14 protein-coding genes are annotated in these 15,272 nt (G+C 70.0%); 7 read left to right on the forward strand and 7 right to left on the reverse strand.

The annotated features are described in order from the left end of the window. Window positions 1-48 precede the first annotated feature (48 nt). Both AC2D80_RS03595 and AC2D80_RS03600 read left to right on the forward strand, forming a co-directional pair. Entirely contained in the window at window positions 49-864 is an 816-nt protein-coding gene (locus AC2D80_RS03595; protein WP_484631606.1) for a transglutaminase family protein, read from the forward strand. 133 nt (window positions 865-997) lie between these two features. Then, the gene (locus AC2D80_RS03600; protein ID WP_484631607.1) at window positions 998-2,050 is read left to right on the forward strand and encodes a catalase family peroxidase; all 1,053 of its coding nucleotides are present in this window, start codon (window positions 998-1,000) and stop codon (window positions 2,048-2,050) included. A gap of 30 nt (window positions 2,051-2,080) precedes the next feature. Here the strand turns inward: AC2D80_RS03600 and mltB are convergent, their stop codons facing one another. From mltB to AC2D80_RS03620, 4 genes are read right to left on the reverse strand one after another with little or no spacing between them, the layout of a single operon-like run. Beyond that, on the reverse strand, window positions 2,081-3,178 hold the full coding sequence (mltB, locus tag AC2D80_RS03605; RefSeq protein WP_484631608.1) for a lytic murein transglycosylase B: 1,098 nt from the start codon (window positions 3,176-3,178) through the stop codon (window positions 2,081-2,083). Then, a complete protein-coding gene (locus AC2D80_RS03610) occupies window positions 3,175-5,208 on the reverse strand; it encodes a transglutaminase TgpA family protein (protein WP_484631609.1) in 2,034 nt (677 codons plus the stop codon). Before AC2D80_RS03610 ends, mltB begins: the two co-directional genes overlap by 4 nt. Beyond that, window positions 5,202-6,260 (reverse strand): DUF58 domain-containing protein, encoded by a 1,059-nt coding sequence (locus AC2D80_RS03615; RefSeq protein ID WP_484631610.1) that lies wholly within the window; start codon window positions 6,258-6,260, stop codon window positions 5,202-5,204. Before AC2D80_RS03615 ends, AC2D80_RS03610 begins: the two co-directional genes overlap by 7 nt. Window positions 6,261-6,262: 2 nt before the next feature. Continuing rightward, entirely contained in the window at window positions 6,263-7,183 is a 921-nt protein-coding gene (locus tag AC2D80_RS03620; protein ID WP_484631611.1) for an AAA family ATPase, read from the reverse strand. 27 nt (window positions 7,184-7,210) lie between these two features. Here AC2D80_RS03620 and AC2D80_RS03625 point away from each other — a divergent pair, with 27 nt between their 5' ends. The 3 genes from AC2D80_RS03625 to AC2D80_RS03635 all read left to right on the forward strand — a co-directional run bounded on the left by AC2D80_RS03625 (window position 7,211) and on the right by AC2D80_RS03635 (window position 10,379). After that, window positions 7,211-8,164, forward strand: coding sequence for a histone deacetylase family protein (locus AC2D80_RS03625; RefSeq protein ID WP_484631612.1), 954 nt, complete (start codon window positions 7,211-7,213; stop codon window positions 8,162-8,164). A gap of 73 nt (window positions 8,165-8,237) precedes the next feature. Further along, complete coding sequence (locus AC2D80_RS03630) at window positions 8,238-9,017, forward strand: enoyl-CoA hydratase (RefSeq protein ID WP_484631613.1); 780 nt, start codon at window positions 8,238-8,240, stop codon at window positions 9,015-9,017. Between the two features lie 54 nt (window positions 9,018-9,071). Beyond that, the gene (locus AC2D80_RS03635) at window positions 9,072-10,379 is read left to right on the forward strand and encodes a mechanosensitive ion channel family protein (RefSeq protein WP_484631614.1); all 1,308 of its coding nucleotides are present in this window, start codon (window positions 9,072-9,074) and stop codon (window positions 10,377-10,379) included. Here the strand turns inward: AC2D80_RS03635 and AC2D80_RS03640 are convergent. The 3 genes from AC2D80_RS03640 to AC2D80_RS03650 all read right to left on the reverse strand — a co-directional run bounded on the left by AC2D80_RS03640 (window position 10,362) and on the right by AC2D80_RS03650 (window position 13,232). Next, on the reverse strand, window positions 10,362-11,651 hold the full coding sequence (locus AC2D80_RS03640) for a TRAP transporter large permease (protein ID WP_484631615.1): 1,290 nt from the start codon (window positions 11,649-11,651) through the stop codon (window positions 10,362-10,364). The genes AC2D80_RS03635 and AC2D80_RS03640 overlap by 18 nt on opposite strands. Then, the gene (locus AC2D80_RS03645; protein ID WP_484631616.1) at window positions 11,648-12,139 is read right to left on the reverse strand and encodes a TRAP transporter small permease; all 492 of its coding nucleotides are present in this window, start codon (window positions 12,137-12,139) and stop codon (window positions 11,648-11,650) included. Before AC2D80_RS03645 ends, AC2D80_RS03640 begins: the two co-directional genes overlap by 4 nt. Window positions 12,140-12,218: 79 nt before the next feature. Beyond that, a complete protein-coding gene (locus AC2D80_RS03650) occupies window positions 12,219-13,232 on the reverse strand; it encodes a TRAP transporter substrate-binding protein (RefSeq protein WP_484631617.1) in 1,014 nt (337 codons plus the stop codon). Between the two features lie 300 nt (window positions 13,233-13,532). Between AC2D80_RS03650 and AC2D80_RS03655 the strand changes: the two genes are divergently transcribed. Together AC2D80_RS03655 and AC2D80_RS03660 are read left to right on the forward strand one after the other, a co-directional pair. Further along, entirely contained in the window at window positions 13,533-14,282 is a 750-nt protein-coding gene (locus AC2D80_RS03655) for an electron transfer flavoprotein subunit beta/FixA family protein (protein WP_484631618.1), read from the forward strand. A gap of 28 nt (window positions 14,283-14,310) precedes the next feature. Then, a complete protein-coding gene (locus AC2D80_RS03660) occupies window positions 14,311-15,243 on the forward strand; it encodes an electron transfer flavoprotein subunit alpha/FixB family protein (protein ID WP_484631619.1) in 933 nt (310 codons plus the stop codon). Window positions 15,244-15,272: the final 29 nt, after the last annotated feature.

Genomic DNA, 15,272 nt, shown 5'->3' on the forward strand with positions numbered 1-15,272 from the left:
GCCCGGTGGGCCATCGGGCGCACAATGCGGGTCCTTCCCCGGAGCCGCATGCCGCTGTCCATCGTTCACACCACCCGCTACCGCTACACCGAGCCGCTCCTGCATTCGGTGCAGACCCTGCACCTGTGGCCCGAGTCCGGGCCGCTGCAGGCCGTGCGCCACTGGCAGATCGTGGCGCCCGTGGCGGTGCACGAACACCCGCTCACCCAGGGCAACCGCACCCACGGCCTGAGTTTCACCGCCCCCGCCAGCGCCGGTGTGCGCGAGCTGTCCATCACCGCGCGGGGCGAGGTCGAGCCGCTGGGCGGTCACCGCTTCGACGACACCGGCCCGCTGCCGCCGGCCTTTTTCCGGGGCGCGTCCACGCCCCTGGCCGAACCCCACCCGCGCATGACCGCGTGGGCCCGCGCCCGGTTGCCTGACCTGCCGGCCGTGCCCGACGAAGCCGCCGCCCTGGCCCTCGCCACCGCGGTGGCCGACCGCGTGCGTTACCGCCCGGGCAACACGCAGGTCGACACCACCGCCCTCGAAGCCTTTGATTGGGAGCTGGGCGTCTGCCAGGACCAGGCCCACGTGATGGCCGCCATCGGTCGAGGCCTCGGCTGGGCGGTGCGCTACGTGAGCGGCTACTTCTTCGCGCAGGACGAGCCCGAACTCGCCAGCCACGCCTGGGTCGACGTGTGCCTGGACGAGTCCCGCCACCACTGGATGAGCGTGGACGTGACCCACCGCGCGCCGACCGACCGGCGGCACGTGCGCCTGGCGTCCGCCCGCGACTACGCCGGCTGCCTGCCGGTCAAGGGCCTGCGTCGCGGCGGCGGCGAAGAGTCGCTGGATGTGCAGATCCGCATTCAGGCTGTCTGAGCCGCCCCCTGGCCTGGCCTGCTCCCTAGGGTTTCTCCCTGCCTCCGGGCAGACCGGTGGTGCGTAGTGGGGGGTACCCGGCGCGCGAGGATGCGCCGGTTGTCACACACCCGCCACCCACCCGGAGAACCCCATGACCCGTTCGAGCCTCCTTGTCCGCATCCCCTCCGCCACCCGGCCTGCCATGGCGTCGGCCGTCACCGCGCTGACCGCGGCCGTCGCCCTCGGCTGGCCCGTCGCCAGCGCCCACGCGCAGGCCGCCAACCCCAACGCCATGGTCGACAACTTCGAGGCGGTCAACGGCAAGCACCCGGGCTTCCGGCGCTCGGGCGCCAAAGGCGTGTGTGCGGCCGGCGACTTTGTCGGCACCGCCGAGGGCCGTGCGCTGTCCACGGCCTCGGCCTTCAGCGGTCAGCCCGTGCCGGTGATTGCGCGCTTCTCGGTGGGTGGCGGCAACCCCAAGGCGCCGGACAACGCGCGCGGTGTGCGCGGCCTCTCGTTGCAGTTCAACCTGCCCGGCGGCGAGGTCTGGCAGATGGCCAACATCAACACACCCGTGTTTGGCGCATCGTCCCCCGAACAGCTGTTTGCGGCCCTGGAGTCGCGCAAGCCCGACCCCGCCACCGGCAAGCCCGATCCGGCCAAGGTCAAGGCCTTCAACGACGCCAACCCCGACGTGCTGCTCCAGGGCAAATACCTCGCCAGCCAGCCCATCCCGGCCAGCTACGCCAACCAGAACTACTGGGGCGTCAACGCGTTTGCCTTCGTCAACGCCCAAGGCAACAAACGCTTCGCGAAATGGGTGTTTGAGCCGGTGGAGGGTGCCAAGGGCCTCAGCGACGAGGAAGCCAAGGCCCGTCCGGCCGATTTCCTGATCGATGAACTGCGCCAGCGCGTCGCCACCGCGCCGGTGGCATTCCGCTTTGTGCTGCAACTCGCCCAGCCGGGTGACAACGTCAACAGCGCGGTCGTGCCGCTGCCCGATGACCGCCCCAAGGTGGTCGCCGGCACGCTGACCATCCGCCAGGTCCAGCCCGACGCCGGCGGCGATTGCGCCGCCATCACGTTCAACCCCGTGGCCCTGCCCAAGGGCGTGGAGCCATCGGCCGACCCGGTGCTGCTCGGCCGCGCCGCACCCTACGCCTTGTCGCTGGGCCGGCGGCTGGGCGAGGGGAACAAACAGTAAACCCGCCAGGCGCGGAGCACGCGCCGGGTCTCAGCGCCCGGCGCGCAGCCGCGCCTGCACGGCTTCGCCCAGTTCGATCACCGCCAGCGCGTAGTAGCTGCTCCAGTTGTAGCGGGTGACGACGTAGAAGTTTTCGGTGCCGGCCACAAAGCTGGGCGGGGCGTCGCCGTTCTCTACCTTCACGAGGGCGAGCTTGCCGGTGTGGCGCAGCCCCGCATCGTCCAGCACGGCGCCGCGGGCGGTGAAGCCGGCGACATCAAAGGTGGGCAGGATGTCGGGTGCGAGCAGGCTCTCCAGGTCGAGCCGGGTCTCGTCGAAACGCACCGGGTGGTGGGTGGGCAGGCCGGGTTGCCAGCCGAAATTCTGGAAATAGTGGGCCACGGAGCCGATCGCGTCGGCGGGGCTGTTGAAGAGGTCGATGCGGCCGTCGCCGTCGAAGTCCACCGCGTGGCGCACCCAGCTGCTGGGCATGAACTGAGGCCAGCCCATGGCGCCGGCGTAGCTGCCGCGCACCGCCAGCGGGTCGTCGCCGGCGCGCTGCATGAGGCTCAGGAACTGCTCCAGCTCGTCGCGGAAGAAAGCGGTGCGGGCGGTCGCGCGCGGGTGGGCGGCCGGGAAATCGAAGGCGAGCGTGGCCAGCGCGTCGATCACGCGGTGGGTACCCTGGTGGCGGCCGTACAGGCTCTCCACGCCGATGACGCCGACGATGAGGCTGGCCGGCACACCGTAGGTGGCTTCGGCGCGCGCGAGGGCGGCTTCGTTGTCGCGCCAGAAGCGCTCGCCCGCGGCCAGCCGCACGGGTTCGATGAAGCGCGCCCGGTAGGCGGCCCAGTTCTTGGGCTGCCCCGGCGGGGGCGGCAGGACGGCCCGGGTGATCGCCGGCACGCGCCGCGCCGCGCCGATCTGCGCCCGCACCCACGCCGGGTCGAGCTGCCGGCGCTCGGCCACATCGGCGGCGAAGGCCATGGCCGCGGGCGACTGGTCGTAGGTGAAGACGGGTTCGGCGCGGGGCCGCGGGGGTTTCTCCGGCCGGGCGTGGGCCGGGGCTGCGAAGGGCGCGGTGAGAACGGATGTGAGGGCGACCTGGAGGGCCAGGGCGACCATCGCCCGGGGAAGCAGACGGGTCATCGGGGCAGGACAGCGGGCCAGGCGAGCTGGCGATACCCCGATTGCAACACAGCCAGCGGCGCGCGCCGCTCCGGGGGCGCGTAGCGCTGCGATTCCAGCGCCAGCAGCCATTCGACCACCGCCTCGGCGGCGGGCTCGGTCCCCCAGCGTGCGCGCACCGCCAGTGCCAGCGCGCGCGGCGTGGCCAGGCCGGTGGTGTCGAGCCCGAGCCGTTGCAGGCGCGCGCGGGCGCGCTCCAGCAGCCGCAGCCACGGGTCCTGCCGGCGGCGCTCCCACCACATCCAGAGTGCGCCCGCGAGGCTCACGGCTCCGACCACCCCGGCCAGCACGTAGGCCAGGTCGGTCCAGCTCGGTGCGCTGAAGCCCAGCCGGCGCAGCAGGTCGAGCTGCTGCCCCTGTGTGTAGTTCAGCACCCACTGGTTCCAGCGGTTGTTGATGGCCTCCCAGGTGGCGCGCAGCTGGGCCTGCAGGCTGGGACTCAGCGCCACGCTGACCATGCCGGCCAGGGCGCCCTGCGGTGCCGCGGCGCGCTGCAGGCTGCCCAGCCGGGCTGGCGCCACCGCGCCGGTGGGGTCCACGCGCACCCAGCCCTCACCCTGCAGCCAGACCTCGGCCCAGGCGTGGGCGTCACGCTGGCGCACGGTCCAGTAGCCGTCGACGTTGTTGACTTCCCCGCCCTGGTAACCCGTGACGACGCGGGCCGGAATGTCCAGGGCGCGCATCAGGATCACGAAGCTGCTGGCGATGTGTTCGCAGAAGCCGGCCTTGCGGTCAAACCAGAACTCGTCGGCCGTGTCGCGGCCGTAGGCGCCGGGCTCCAGCGTGTACACGTAGCCGCCGGTGCGCAGGCGCTCCAGCACCGCCTGAATGAGCGCCGGCGCGGCGTCGGGGCCAGGGCCGTACTGCCGACGCAGCTCCTGGGCGAGCACCAGGGTGCGCGGGTTGTAGCTGGGCGGCAGGTTCAGGTGGTCTTGCAGCGCGAGGGCGTAGTCGGTCGGTCCGTGGCGGAAGTCGAGGTAGCTCTCGGCCCGGTAGCGCACCAGCGCGCCCATCGGCCGCCGCGTGAGCCACTGCAGCTCGGTGCTCATGCGCACCTCGGTGGCCGGCACCTCGGGTGGGTTGATCGCCGCTTCCAGCAGGAACACCCACGGCCGGTCGTGGGGCTCCATGGTCACCTCGTAGCGCACCGGCTCGCCGCGCACACGCACGTTGGACGGCAGCGCCAGCTGGCGTGGAAAGTCGGAGACCAGGGGGGTCCAGCGCTGGCCGTCGTAGCCACTGAGCACCGGGCCGCGGAAATACAGCTGCCCTTGCGGCGGCGGCGGTCCGTCGAACTTCACGCGCAGCGCGATCGAGTCGTCCAGCGCCAGCCGGGCCACCTGCCCCACCTGCATTTCCCCGGAGAGGCCGCTGCGGGCGGTGTTCGGGTCGTTCGGCATGCCCCACAGCGGCGCCAGGCGCGGGAACAGCAGAAACAGCACGAGCATGATCGGCGCGCCCATCAGCGCCAGCGCACCGGCGGTTCGGGCCGACTGCCACAGCGGCGGGCGGCCCACCGGGCGGTGGGCGTTGACCAGCGCCGTCAGCAGGCCCAGCAGCGCCACCAGGATCGCCGCGGCGGTGAGCAGCGCCTGCGAATAGAAGAAGTGGGTGAGGAGCGTGAAGAAGCCGAGGAAGAACACGACGAAGGCGTCGCGCCGGGCGCGCAGCTCCAGCGTCTTGAGGGCCAGCAGCACCACGATCAGCGTGACGCCCGCATCCCGGCCGACCAGGGTGCCGTGGCTGAGGTGGGTCGCACCCAGCGCCAGCACCAGCAGGCCCGCCCGCCACGGCCAGCGCGGCAGCGGCGCGCCCTGGCCGGCGAGCCGCGCGCGCCAGGCCAGCACCCCCGCGGCCAGCGCTGTGCACCACCACGGCAGGTGGGGCGTTTGCAGCGCCACGATCCAGCCGATCACCGCCAGCAGGAACCAGGTGTCGCGGGTCTCGCGCGGCAGCGCCGCGCCCCGGGTGGGCCAGACAGCGGTCAGCACAGCGCCAGCGCCTCCAGGCAGCGGGCCTTGTGGGCGGGGCCCTGGTCGGGTGCGATCTCGCGACCCGGCAGCCGCAGGCCGTAGTCCACGCCCAGCCGGTCCGCCATCAGCACCCAGGCGGTCAGGCGCGAGAGCCGGCCTTCCAGGCCCGCGCCGCCGCAGCGCTGGTGGTCCAGCCAGAGCTGTTGGCGCTGGCTGCTCTGCGCGTCGCGGCTGACCAGGTCGTCGCGGCCGCCGGCGAAGGCCTGCGCGGCCTTTTTCCACACCACCGCCTTGAGCGGATCGCCGCGGCGGTAGGGACGCACGCCGTCGAATTCGCCGCTGGCCTGGGCGCGCGCGCTGCCGCCCGTGCCGGGTTGCGGTTCGCCGGGCGGCAGCGCCGGGGGCGTGGCCTCGGCCGCCGGGTAGACCAGCACCTCGCTGGCCACGCGCCACACGGTCCACACCCGGAAGGTGCCCAGCGGGTAGAGCGTTTGCGCCATCAGCGCCGGCACGGCGTGGCGCCCGCGCCCCGGCGCCTGCCACGTCACTTGCACCGTGGCGTCCCCCTGGGGCGGCACATCGGTCCACGCCAGCGCCGGTGGCTGTCCGTCGCGGGGCCACACCGCCAGCCCGATCGCCGGCCGCTCGCGGCGCCGGGTGTGGCTCAGGCGCACGTCCAGCCGCACCGCCGCATCGGCATGGACCGCCGCCGGCGGGGCCAGATGCAGCGTCAGGCCGCGCAGGTTGCCGTGGCACACATGCATGCCCACCACGGCCGCGCCGGCGAGCAGGAAGGTCAGCAGGTAGCCCAGGTTGAGCTGGTAGTTGATGCTCGCCACCAGCAGGATCAGCAGCGTCAGCGCCAGCATCCAGCCCGCCCGGCTGGGCAGGATGTACACGTTGCGCTGGGTCAGCGTGACCGTGTCGCTGGCCGGCAGGCGCTCGTGGAACCAGACCTGGGCGCGCCGGCGCAGCGCACCCAGCGGATTCACCCAGCCGGGCAACCCCCGCCGTGCCGCGGCCGACAGACCGGAGGGCAGGGCGCCGGACGCGCTGCGCGGGCTGGCCATGGTCAGGGGAGGGGCACCGCGTCCAGCATGGCGCGCACCTGCTCGGCCGCGCCCCGGCCCGCGTCCCGCACGGGCACCAGCCGGTGCGCGGTGGTCTGCGGCAGGATCGCTGCGATGTCGTCGGGCGCCACATAGTCGCGCCCGCTCAGGAACGCCTGTGCCTTGGCCGCGCGCACCACCGCCAGTGCCGCGCGCGGCGAGAGCCCCTGCACGAACCAGCGGCCCGAGCGCGTGGCGTGAACGATGTCCTGCAGGTAGTCCAGCACCGGCTCGGCCGTGTGGACCGCCAGCACCGCGCGCTGCAGCCGCGCCAGATCCGCCGGTCCCAGCACGGCCGGCAACGCATCCAGCATGGCGCGGCGGTCTTCGCCGCGCAGCAGCTCGCGCTCGGCGGCCCGGTCCGGGTAGCCCAGCGAGAGGCGCATGTGGAAGCGGTCGAGCTGCGACTCAGGCAGCGCGTAGGTGCCGAGCTGGTCGTGCGGGTTTTGCGTCGCGATCACAAAAAACGGCTCCGGCAGCGGCCGCGTCTGGCCCTCCACCGTCACCTGTTTTTCTTCCATCGCCTCGAGCAGCGCGCTCTGCGTCTTGGGGCTGGCGCGGTTGATCTCGTCGGCCAGCAACACCTGGGCGAACACCGGGCCGGGGTGAAACACGAACCCCTCGCGGCCGCGTTCGTAGATCGACAAGCCGATCAGGTCGGTCGGCATCAGGTCGGCGGTGAACTGCACCCGCGCGAACTGCAGCCCGAAGGACTGGGCCAGCGCGTGGGCCAGCGTGGTTTTGCCCACGCCGGGCACGTCCTCGATCAGCAGGTGCCCTCCCGCCAACAGGCAGGCCACGCAGTCGCTGACCTGCGCGGCTTTTCCCACAATCACCGTGTTAAGCTGGCTGAGCAGCTGTCGAATCGTTGCGTCGGCTTGCATGCCGCGAACCTTAACCGTATTTCCGCCATGAGACAGGCCACCGGCTATTTCACCCACGCGCTGTGCTGGCGCCACGAAATGGGTGCCGGTCACCCCGAGTGCCCCGAGCGCCTGAGCGCCATCGAAGACCGGCTGCTGGCCAGCGGCCTGGACATCGCCCTGGAGCGCCGCGACGCCACCCCGGCCGCGCTCGCCGACCTCGAACTCGCCCACGACCGGTTGCACCTCGCGGCGCTGCGCGGCCTGAGCGACAACCTGCGCGACGACATCGCCGCCGGCGGCCCGCGCCACGCCGCCGTCGACCCCGACACCTCGATCAACGCCCACAGCTGGGACGCCATCCTGGTGGCCGCTGGCGCCGCCATCGACGCCACCGACGCGGTGATCGCCGGCGAGCTGAGCAACGCCTTCTGCGCCGTGCGTCCGCCCGGGCACCATGCCACGCGCGACCGCGCCATGGGTTTTTGCTTCGTCAACAACGTCGCGGTGGCGGCCAAGTACGCGCTGGAGCGCCACGGCCTGAAGCGGGTGGCCATCGTCGATTTCGATGTGCACCACGGCAACGGCACCGAGCACATCGTCGCCGGCGACGAGCGCATCCTGATGTGCAGCTTCTACCAGCACCCCTTCTACCCCGCGTGGGACCACAGCAGCGCGCCCAACCTGCTGAACGTGCCGGTACCGGCCTACACCCGCGGCATGGACATCCGCGAGCTGGTCGACAGCTTGTGGCTGCCCCGCCTCGACGCCTTCCGTCCGGAGATGCTGTTCATCAGCGCGGGCTTTGACGCCCACCGCGAGGACGACATGGCCCAGCTCGGGCTGGTCGAGCAGGACTACGCCTGGATCACCGGACAGCTCAAGGCCGTCGCCGAGCGCCACGCGCACGGCCGCATCGTGAGCTGCCTGGAGGGTGGCTACGCGCTCAGCGCCCTGGGCCGCAGCGTCGAAGCCCACCTGCGCGTGCTGGCAGGCGTGTGAGCGGCCGCGCTGCGGTGTGCGGCCCCGTCTGGCCGGGCATCGTTCAACCCCTGTTGTTCATGGAGCCATTGGCATGGATCAAGACATCCTGCTTCACCACCACGATCCTCGCGGTGTGCATACCCTGGAGTTGAACCACCCGCGCGCGTTCAACGTCTTGTCCGAGGCCATGCTGGCTGCCCTGCAGCGCGGCATCGACGCGGTCGCCGCCGACCCGGGGGCGCGGGCGCTGGTGATCGGCGCCGAGGGCAAAGCCTTCTGCGCCGGCCACGACCTCAAGGAAATGCGCGCCCGTCCCGACGAGGCCTACTACCGCGATCTGTTTGCGCGCTGCACGCGTTTGATGATGTCGCTGCGGGCGCTGGACGTGCCGGTGATCGCCCGGGTGCAGGGCCTGGCCACGGCCGCGGGGTGCCAACTGGTGGCGCAGTGTGACCTGGCCGTGGCGGCCGACGGCGCCACCTTCGGTGTCAATGGCATCGACGTCGGGCTGTTCTGCTCGACCCCGGCCGTGGCCTTGTCGCGCAACATCGCGGTCAAGCCGGCGCTGGAAATGCTGTTCACCGGCGACTTCATCGACGCCGCCGAGGCCCAGCGCCGCGGCCTGATCAACCGCGTGGTGCCGCCCGAGGAACTTGAAGCCGAGGTTGAGCGTCTCATCGCCAAGCTGCTGGCGCGGCCGCGCGAAGCGCTCGCCATCGGCAAGCAGTTGTTCTACCGCCAGCTGGAGACCGGCATCGCGTCGGCCTATCAGCTGGCAGGACAGACCATGGCCTGCAACCTCGCCCACCCGGTGGCGCAGGAGGGCGTGCAGGCTTTCATCGACAAGCGCCCGCCGTCCTGGCGCGGCTGACCCGCCCCGCGAAGCATTCGCCGCGTTCCGCGGCCGGTTTTCCTCTCCCCATCCATGACGACCACCCGTCCGCAACCCATCGACGACTTCAACGCCTGGTTCCAGGCCTTCCTGCAGCCCACGGTGCTCACCGAGCTGGCCGTGCTGGCCGGGATGGTGCTGGTGGCCTTTGGCATCGCGTGGGCGGTGCGACGCGCGCTGAAGTTGCAGGATGCTTCGGGCTCGGTGTTGTTCGGCCGCCGGCTGGTGGACGGTGTGCTGTTCCCGCTGCTTTTGCTCTTGCTGGGCTATGTCGCCCGGGCGGCGCTGGCGCAGGCGATGCCGCTGGTGGCTTTCCAGGTGGTGATCCCGGTGCTGGTGTCGCTGGTCGTGATCCGGGTCGGCGTGAAGGTGTTGCAGGCGGCGTTCACCAGCGCCCCGTGGGTTCGTGTGCTGGAGCGCACGATCTCCTGGGTGGCCTGGCTGGGCATGGTGCTGTGGGTCAGCGGCCTGCTGCCGGTCGTGCTCAACGAACTGGACCAGATCACCTGGAAGCTGGGCGCTTCGACCATCAGCTTGCGCACGCTGATCGAAGGCGTCCTGACCGCCGGGGCGGTGCTGATCCTGAGCCTGTGGGTGTCGGCCGCCATCGAGGCGCGGCTGCTCAAGCAGGCCGTGGGTGGCGATTTGTCGCTGCGCAAGGCGGTGAGCAACCTGACCCGCGCGCTGCTGATGTTCGTCGGCCTGATGGTCGCGCTGTCCGCGGTGGGCATCGACCTGACTGCCCTGTCCGTGCTGGGCGGGGCGATCGGCGTGGGCCTGGGCTTTGGCCTGCAGAAGCTCGCGTCGAACTACGTGAGCGGTTTCGTCATCCTCGCCGAGCGCAGCATGCGCATCGGCGACAACGTGCGGGTCGACAACTTCGAGGGCCGCATCACCGACATCAACGCACGCTACACCGTGATCCGCTCGGCGACGGGGCGCGAGTCCATCGTGCCCAACGAACTGCTGATCATCAATCGCGTGGAGAACCTGTCGCTGGCCGACTCCAAGGTGTGGCAATCCACCGTGGTGTCGGTGGCCTACGAGAGCGACGTGGCCTTGGTCATGCGGCTGCTGGAAGAGGCAGCGCGCGCTCAGCCTCGCGTGCTGACCGAGCCCGGTCCGGCCGCGGCCTTGTCGGCCTTTGGCGCCGATGGGCTGGAGTTCACCTTGGGCTACTGGATCAGCGATCCGGAGAACGGTCAGCTCAACCTGCGCTCGGCGGTCAACCTGGCGGTGCTGCGCTCGCTGCGCGAGCACGGTGTGCAGATTCCCTACCCGCAGCGTGTGGTGCACGTGGCCCGGGGCGACGGGCCCCCCGGTTCACATCAGGCTGGGTAACCAGAGCGCGATCGCCGGGAAGGCGATCAGGATGCACAGTCGCACGATGTCGGCCAGCACGAACGGCCACACACCGCGGAAGATGTCGGTGAGCTTCACGTCGGGCAACAGCGAGTTCATCACGAACAGGTTCATGCCCACCGGCGGTGAAATCATGCCGATCTCCACCACCGTGACGATCAGGATGCCGAACCACACCGGGTCGAAGCCCAGGCCCACGATGACCGGGAAGAACACCGGGATGGTCAGCAGCACCATCGACAGCTCTTCCATCACCAGCCCGAGCGCCACGTAGATCGCCATCATCGCGGCCACCACCATGATCGGGTGGGGGCTGAACTGCAGCAGCCAGTCCCGCAGGTCGCCCGGCATGCTGGTGAAGTTCACGAAGCTGCTGAAAATCATCGCGCCGATCAGGATGGTGAACAGCATCGCCGTGGTGCGCGTGCTTTCCAGCAGGATCTGGGCGAGCGTCCTCCAGCTCAGCGTGCCGCGCAGCAGTGCGAACAGGAAAGCGCCGGCTGCTCCCACGCCGGCGCCCTCGGTGGCGGTGAACACACCGCCGTAGATGCCGCCGATCACCAGCGCGAACAGCACCACCACACCCCAGATGCCGCGCACCGCCGCCCAGCGCTGGGCCCAGGTCGCGCGTTCGCCCGGCGGGCCGGCGGACGGGTCGCGCCAGGTGATCACGATCACCGCCAGACACAGACAGGTGATCGCCACCAGCCCCGGCAGGATGCCGGCGATGAACAGCTTGCCGATGTCTGTCTCGGTGATGATGCCGTAGATGACCAGGATGGTGGAGGGCGGAATCAGGATGCCCAGCGTGCCGCCCGAGGCAATGGCGCCGGCGGCCAGCGTGTCGCGGTAGCCGTGGCGTTTCATCTCCGGGTAGGCGACTCGCGTCATGGTGGCGGCGGTGGCGATCGAGGAGCCGCAGATGGCGCCAAAGCCCCCCGAGGCGATGATGCTGGCCATCGCCAGCCCGCCGCGCCGGTGACCGACAAAGGCATTGGCGGCGGTGTAGAGCTCGCGTGCCATCCCGGCGCGGGCCACGAAGTTGCCCATCAGCACGAACAGCGGGATCACCGACAGCACGTACTGGAAGCCGGTCTCGAAGATCACCTGGCTGGTGCTGGCAAACGCCGGCACCCAGCCGCGCATCAGGCCCAGCCCGACCAGTCCCACCAGCGACATCGCCAACGCCAGCGGAATCCGCAGGAATGCCAGCACGAACACCGCCACGAATCCCAGCAGCGCCTCGATCATGCTTGCACCCCTTCGCGTTCGGCCGGGGCCTCGTGAAACACGAACAGCAGGTGCACCGCGGCCGTGGCAAACAGCAACCCCGCCATCAGCCACGCCACCGGCGCGATCGGCAGCGCCAGCGCCACGGTCATGTCCCCGTACTCGGCCAGACGCTCGGCGCGCATCGTCAGCAGCCAGCCCAGCAGCCCGAACGTCGCGGCGCTGATCAGGTGGACCAGGCGCGCCTGCAGCCGCCGCACGGCCGCGGGCAGCGCACCATCCAGCGAGTCGAACACCACGTGCTCGTGGCGCCACGACACCAGTGGCAGTGCGCCGAAGATCACGATCACCATCAGGATCTCGGTGATCTCCAGCCCGCCCGGCACGGAGTGGCTGAAGAACTTGCGGCCGGTGACATCGACCACGGTGAGCCACATGATGGCAAACAGGGCGAGAGCGGCCACAAGGCCGCAGGTCCAGCGCAGGGCGCGGTCAAGGAAAGCGTGCATGGCGTTCGGCCGATGCAGCAAGGCCGGCGGCCACCCTCGCGGGCGACGGCGCCGGCCTGCCGCGGATCAGCGTGAGGGGTTACTTGACCTTTTTGATCTCGGCGCGGAACTCGTTGAGCACGTCACGCGGGTTCTTCAGACCGCGCACCTGCGCCCGGGCGGCCCAGGTGGTTTCCAGGTAGTCCTGTTTGTCCATGACCGCCTTGACGAAGGCCTTGTCGGCCTGGATGCGGGCCACACCCTGGTTCTTCTGGTTCTCGCGACTGGCCGCGTCCATGCGGTCCCAGCCTTCGCCGAACAGGCGGGCCGCGACCTCACCGGAGATCTTGTCGACCACCGCCTTGTCCTGCGGCGCCAGGCTGTTGTACTTGGCCTGGTTCATCATGAACACGAAGCTGGTGTTGTACAGGCCACCGGGGAAGGTGGTGGCGTGCTTGATCATGCTCAGCTTGAAGGAAGTCACCGACTCGTCCGGGAAGAAGGTGCCGTCCATCACGCCGGTGGAGAGCAGTTCAAACGATTCCGTGGCCGGCTTGAGCGTGGTGTTCCAGCCCATCGCCTTGGACAGTTCGTTGATGTTGCCGCCACCGATGCGGAACTTCAGCGACGCGGCGTCGGCCGCCGAGGTCACCGGCTTCTTGGCGTTGAAGATCACGCCCGGGCCATGGGTGAACACGGCCAGCGCCTTCACCCCGCGGTGCTCGCCCAGCGGTGCGAAATACTTGTTGTAGATGCGCTGATAGGCCACCGACGTGCTGACCGCGCTGTCGCCCAGGAACGGAAACTCGGCCACCTGGGTGAAGATGAAGCGGCCCGGGGTGTAGCCGTCCACGGTGTAGGAAATGTCGGCCAGTCCGTCGCGCACGGCGTCGAACGTGCCCGGGGCAGCCACCACCGCGCGCGGCAGGATGTTGCACTTCATGCGGCCTGCGCTTTCCTTCTCCAGCAGATCGCACCAGTTCTTCTGCGCCGTGCTGGCGGCGTGGGTGGGCGGCAGCCAGGTGGAGACGGTGAAGGTGGTCTGGGCGGCAACGGTGCCGGCGGCCAGCAGGCCGGCGCTGAACAGGGCGGCGGCAAGGGATCGGGACTTCATGAAGGCTCCTGTGGGGGTGCGGAAGGGTGGGTGCCGGCACTGTAGGCGAAGGGCCTGTCGCTGAGGCTCCAGACTTACCCGAATTAACCGACCGATTGGTTGGCGAATCGAGCGGTTCCACGCAACCGCCGGGCGGCACTCAGGCATTGCCGCTGCTGGTGGGTGGCTGGCTATAATGCCGAAAAAGCACGATCGTTCGATTTTCTGGTCGGACGGTTCACCCCCGCACCGCCCCCTACAATGCCGAGTTGACGTGCACGTCAATTGCACGGATTCCTCACCAACCTGGAGCACAGCAACATGAAGGTCATCGTCCCCGTCAAGCGCGTGGTGGATTACAACGTCAAGGTGCGCGTCAAGAGCGACGGCACGGGCGTCGACATCGCCAACGTGAAGATGTCGATGAACCCGTTCGACGAGATCGCGGTGGAAGAAGCCGTGCGCCTGAAGGAGAAGGGCGTGGTGACCGAAGTCATCGCCGTGTCCTGCGGCGTGGCCCAGTGCCAGGAGACGCTGCGCACCGCCATGGCCATCGGTGCCGACCGCGGCATCCTCGTGGAGACCGCCGAAGAACTGCAGCCGCTGGCCGTGGCCAAGCTGCTCAAGGCACTGGTCGACAAGGAACAACCCCAGCTCGTGATCCTGGGCAAACAGGCGATCGACGACGACTGCAACCAGACCGGCCAGATGCTGGCCGCGCTGGCTGGCCTGCCGCAGGCCACGTTCGCCAGCAAGGTTGAGGTGGCCGACGGCAAGGCGACCGTCACCCGCGAAGTCGATGGCGGTCTGGAGACGCTGCAGCTCGCCCTGCCGGCCGTGGTCACCACCGACCTGCGCCTGAACGAGCCGCGTTACGTGACGCTGCCCAACATCATGAAGGCGAAGAAGAAGCCGCTGGACACGGTCAAGCCAGAGGATTTGGGCGTGGACGTGAAGCCGCGCATCAAGACGCTCAAGGTGAGCGAGCCGCCCAAGCGCGGCGCCGGCATCAAAGTGGCCGACGTGGCCACGCTGGTCGACAAACTCAAGAACGAAGCCAAAGTGGTCTGACCCCCGCGCTGCACACAGGAGATTACCCATGACCGCACTCGTCATTGCCGAACACGACAACGCCGCCATCAAGGGCGCGACCCTCAACACCGTCACCGCCGCCGCCGCTTGCGGTGGCGACGTCCACGTGCTCGTGGCCGGCCACAACGCCGCTGCCGCGGCCGCCGCCGCTGCCCAGATCGCCGGCGTCAGCAAGGTGATCCACGCCGACGGCGCCGGCTTCGGCCACGGCCTCGCCGAAAACGTGGCCGCCCAGGTGGTGGCGCTGGCCGCGGGCTACAGCCACATCCTGTTCCCCGCCACCGCCGGCGGCAAGAACGTCGCACCGCGCGTGGCCGCGCTGCTCGATGTGGCCCAGGTGTCCGACATCACCAAGGTGGTGAGCGCCGACACCTTTGAGCGCCCGATCTACGCCGGCAATGCCATCGCCACCGTGCAGAGCACCGACGCCACCCGGGTCATCACCGTGCGCACCACCGGCTTCGACCCCGCCGCGGCCACCAGCGGCAGCGCCTCGGTCGAGACCGTGGCTGCCGTGGCCGACAGCGGTCGCAGCGCCTTCCTGGGCAGCGAGATCGCCAAGAGCGACCGCCCTGAGCTCACCGCCGCCAAAATCATCGTGTCGGGCGGCCGTGCGCTGGGCTCGTCGGAGAAGTTCAACGAAGTCATGACGCCGCTGGCCGACAAGCTCGGTGCCGCCCTCGGCGCCAGCCGCGCCGCCGTGGACGCGGGCTACGCCCCGAACGACTGGCAGGTTGGCCAGACCGGCAAGATCGTCGCGCCCCAGCTGTACGTGGCCTGTGGTATCTCCGGCGCCATCCAGCACTTGGCGGGCATGAAGGACTCCAAGGTCATCGTCGCCATCAACAAGGACCCGGAAGCCCCAATCTTCAGCGTGGCCGATTACGGTCTGGAGGCCGACCTCTTTGAGGCAGTGCCTGCGCTGATCAAGTCGCTCTGAACCCGATGCATGCGCCGGCGTGGGTCTCG

This window comes from Hydrogenophaga sp. T66, from assembly GCF_057219855.1.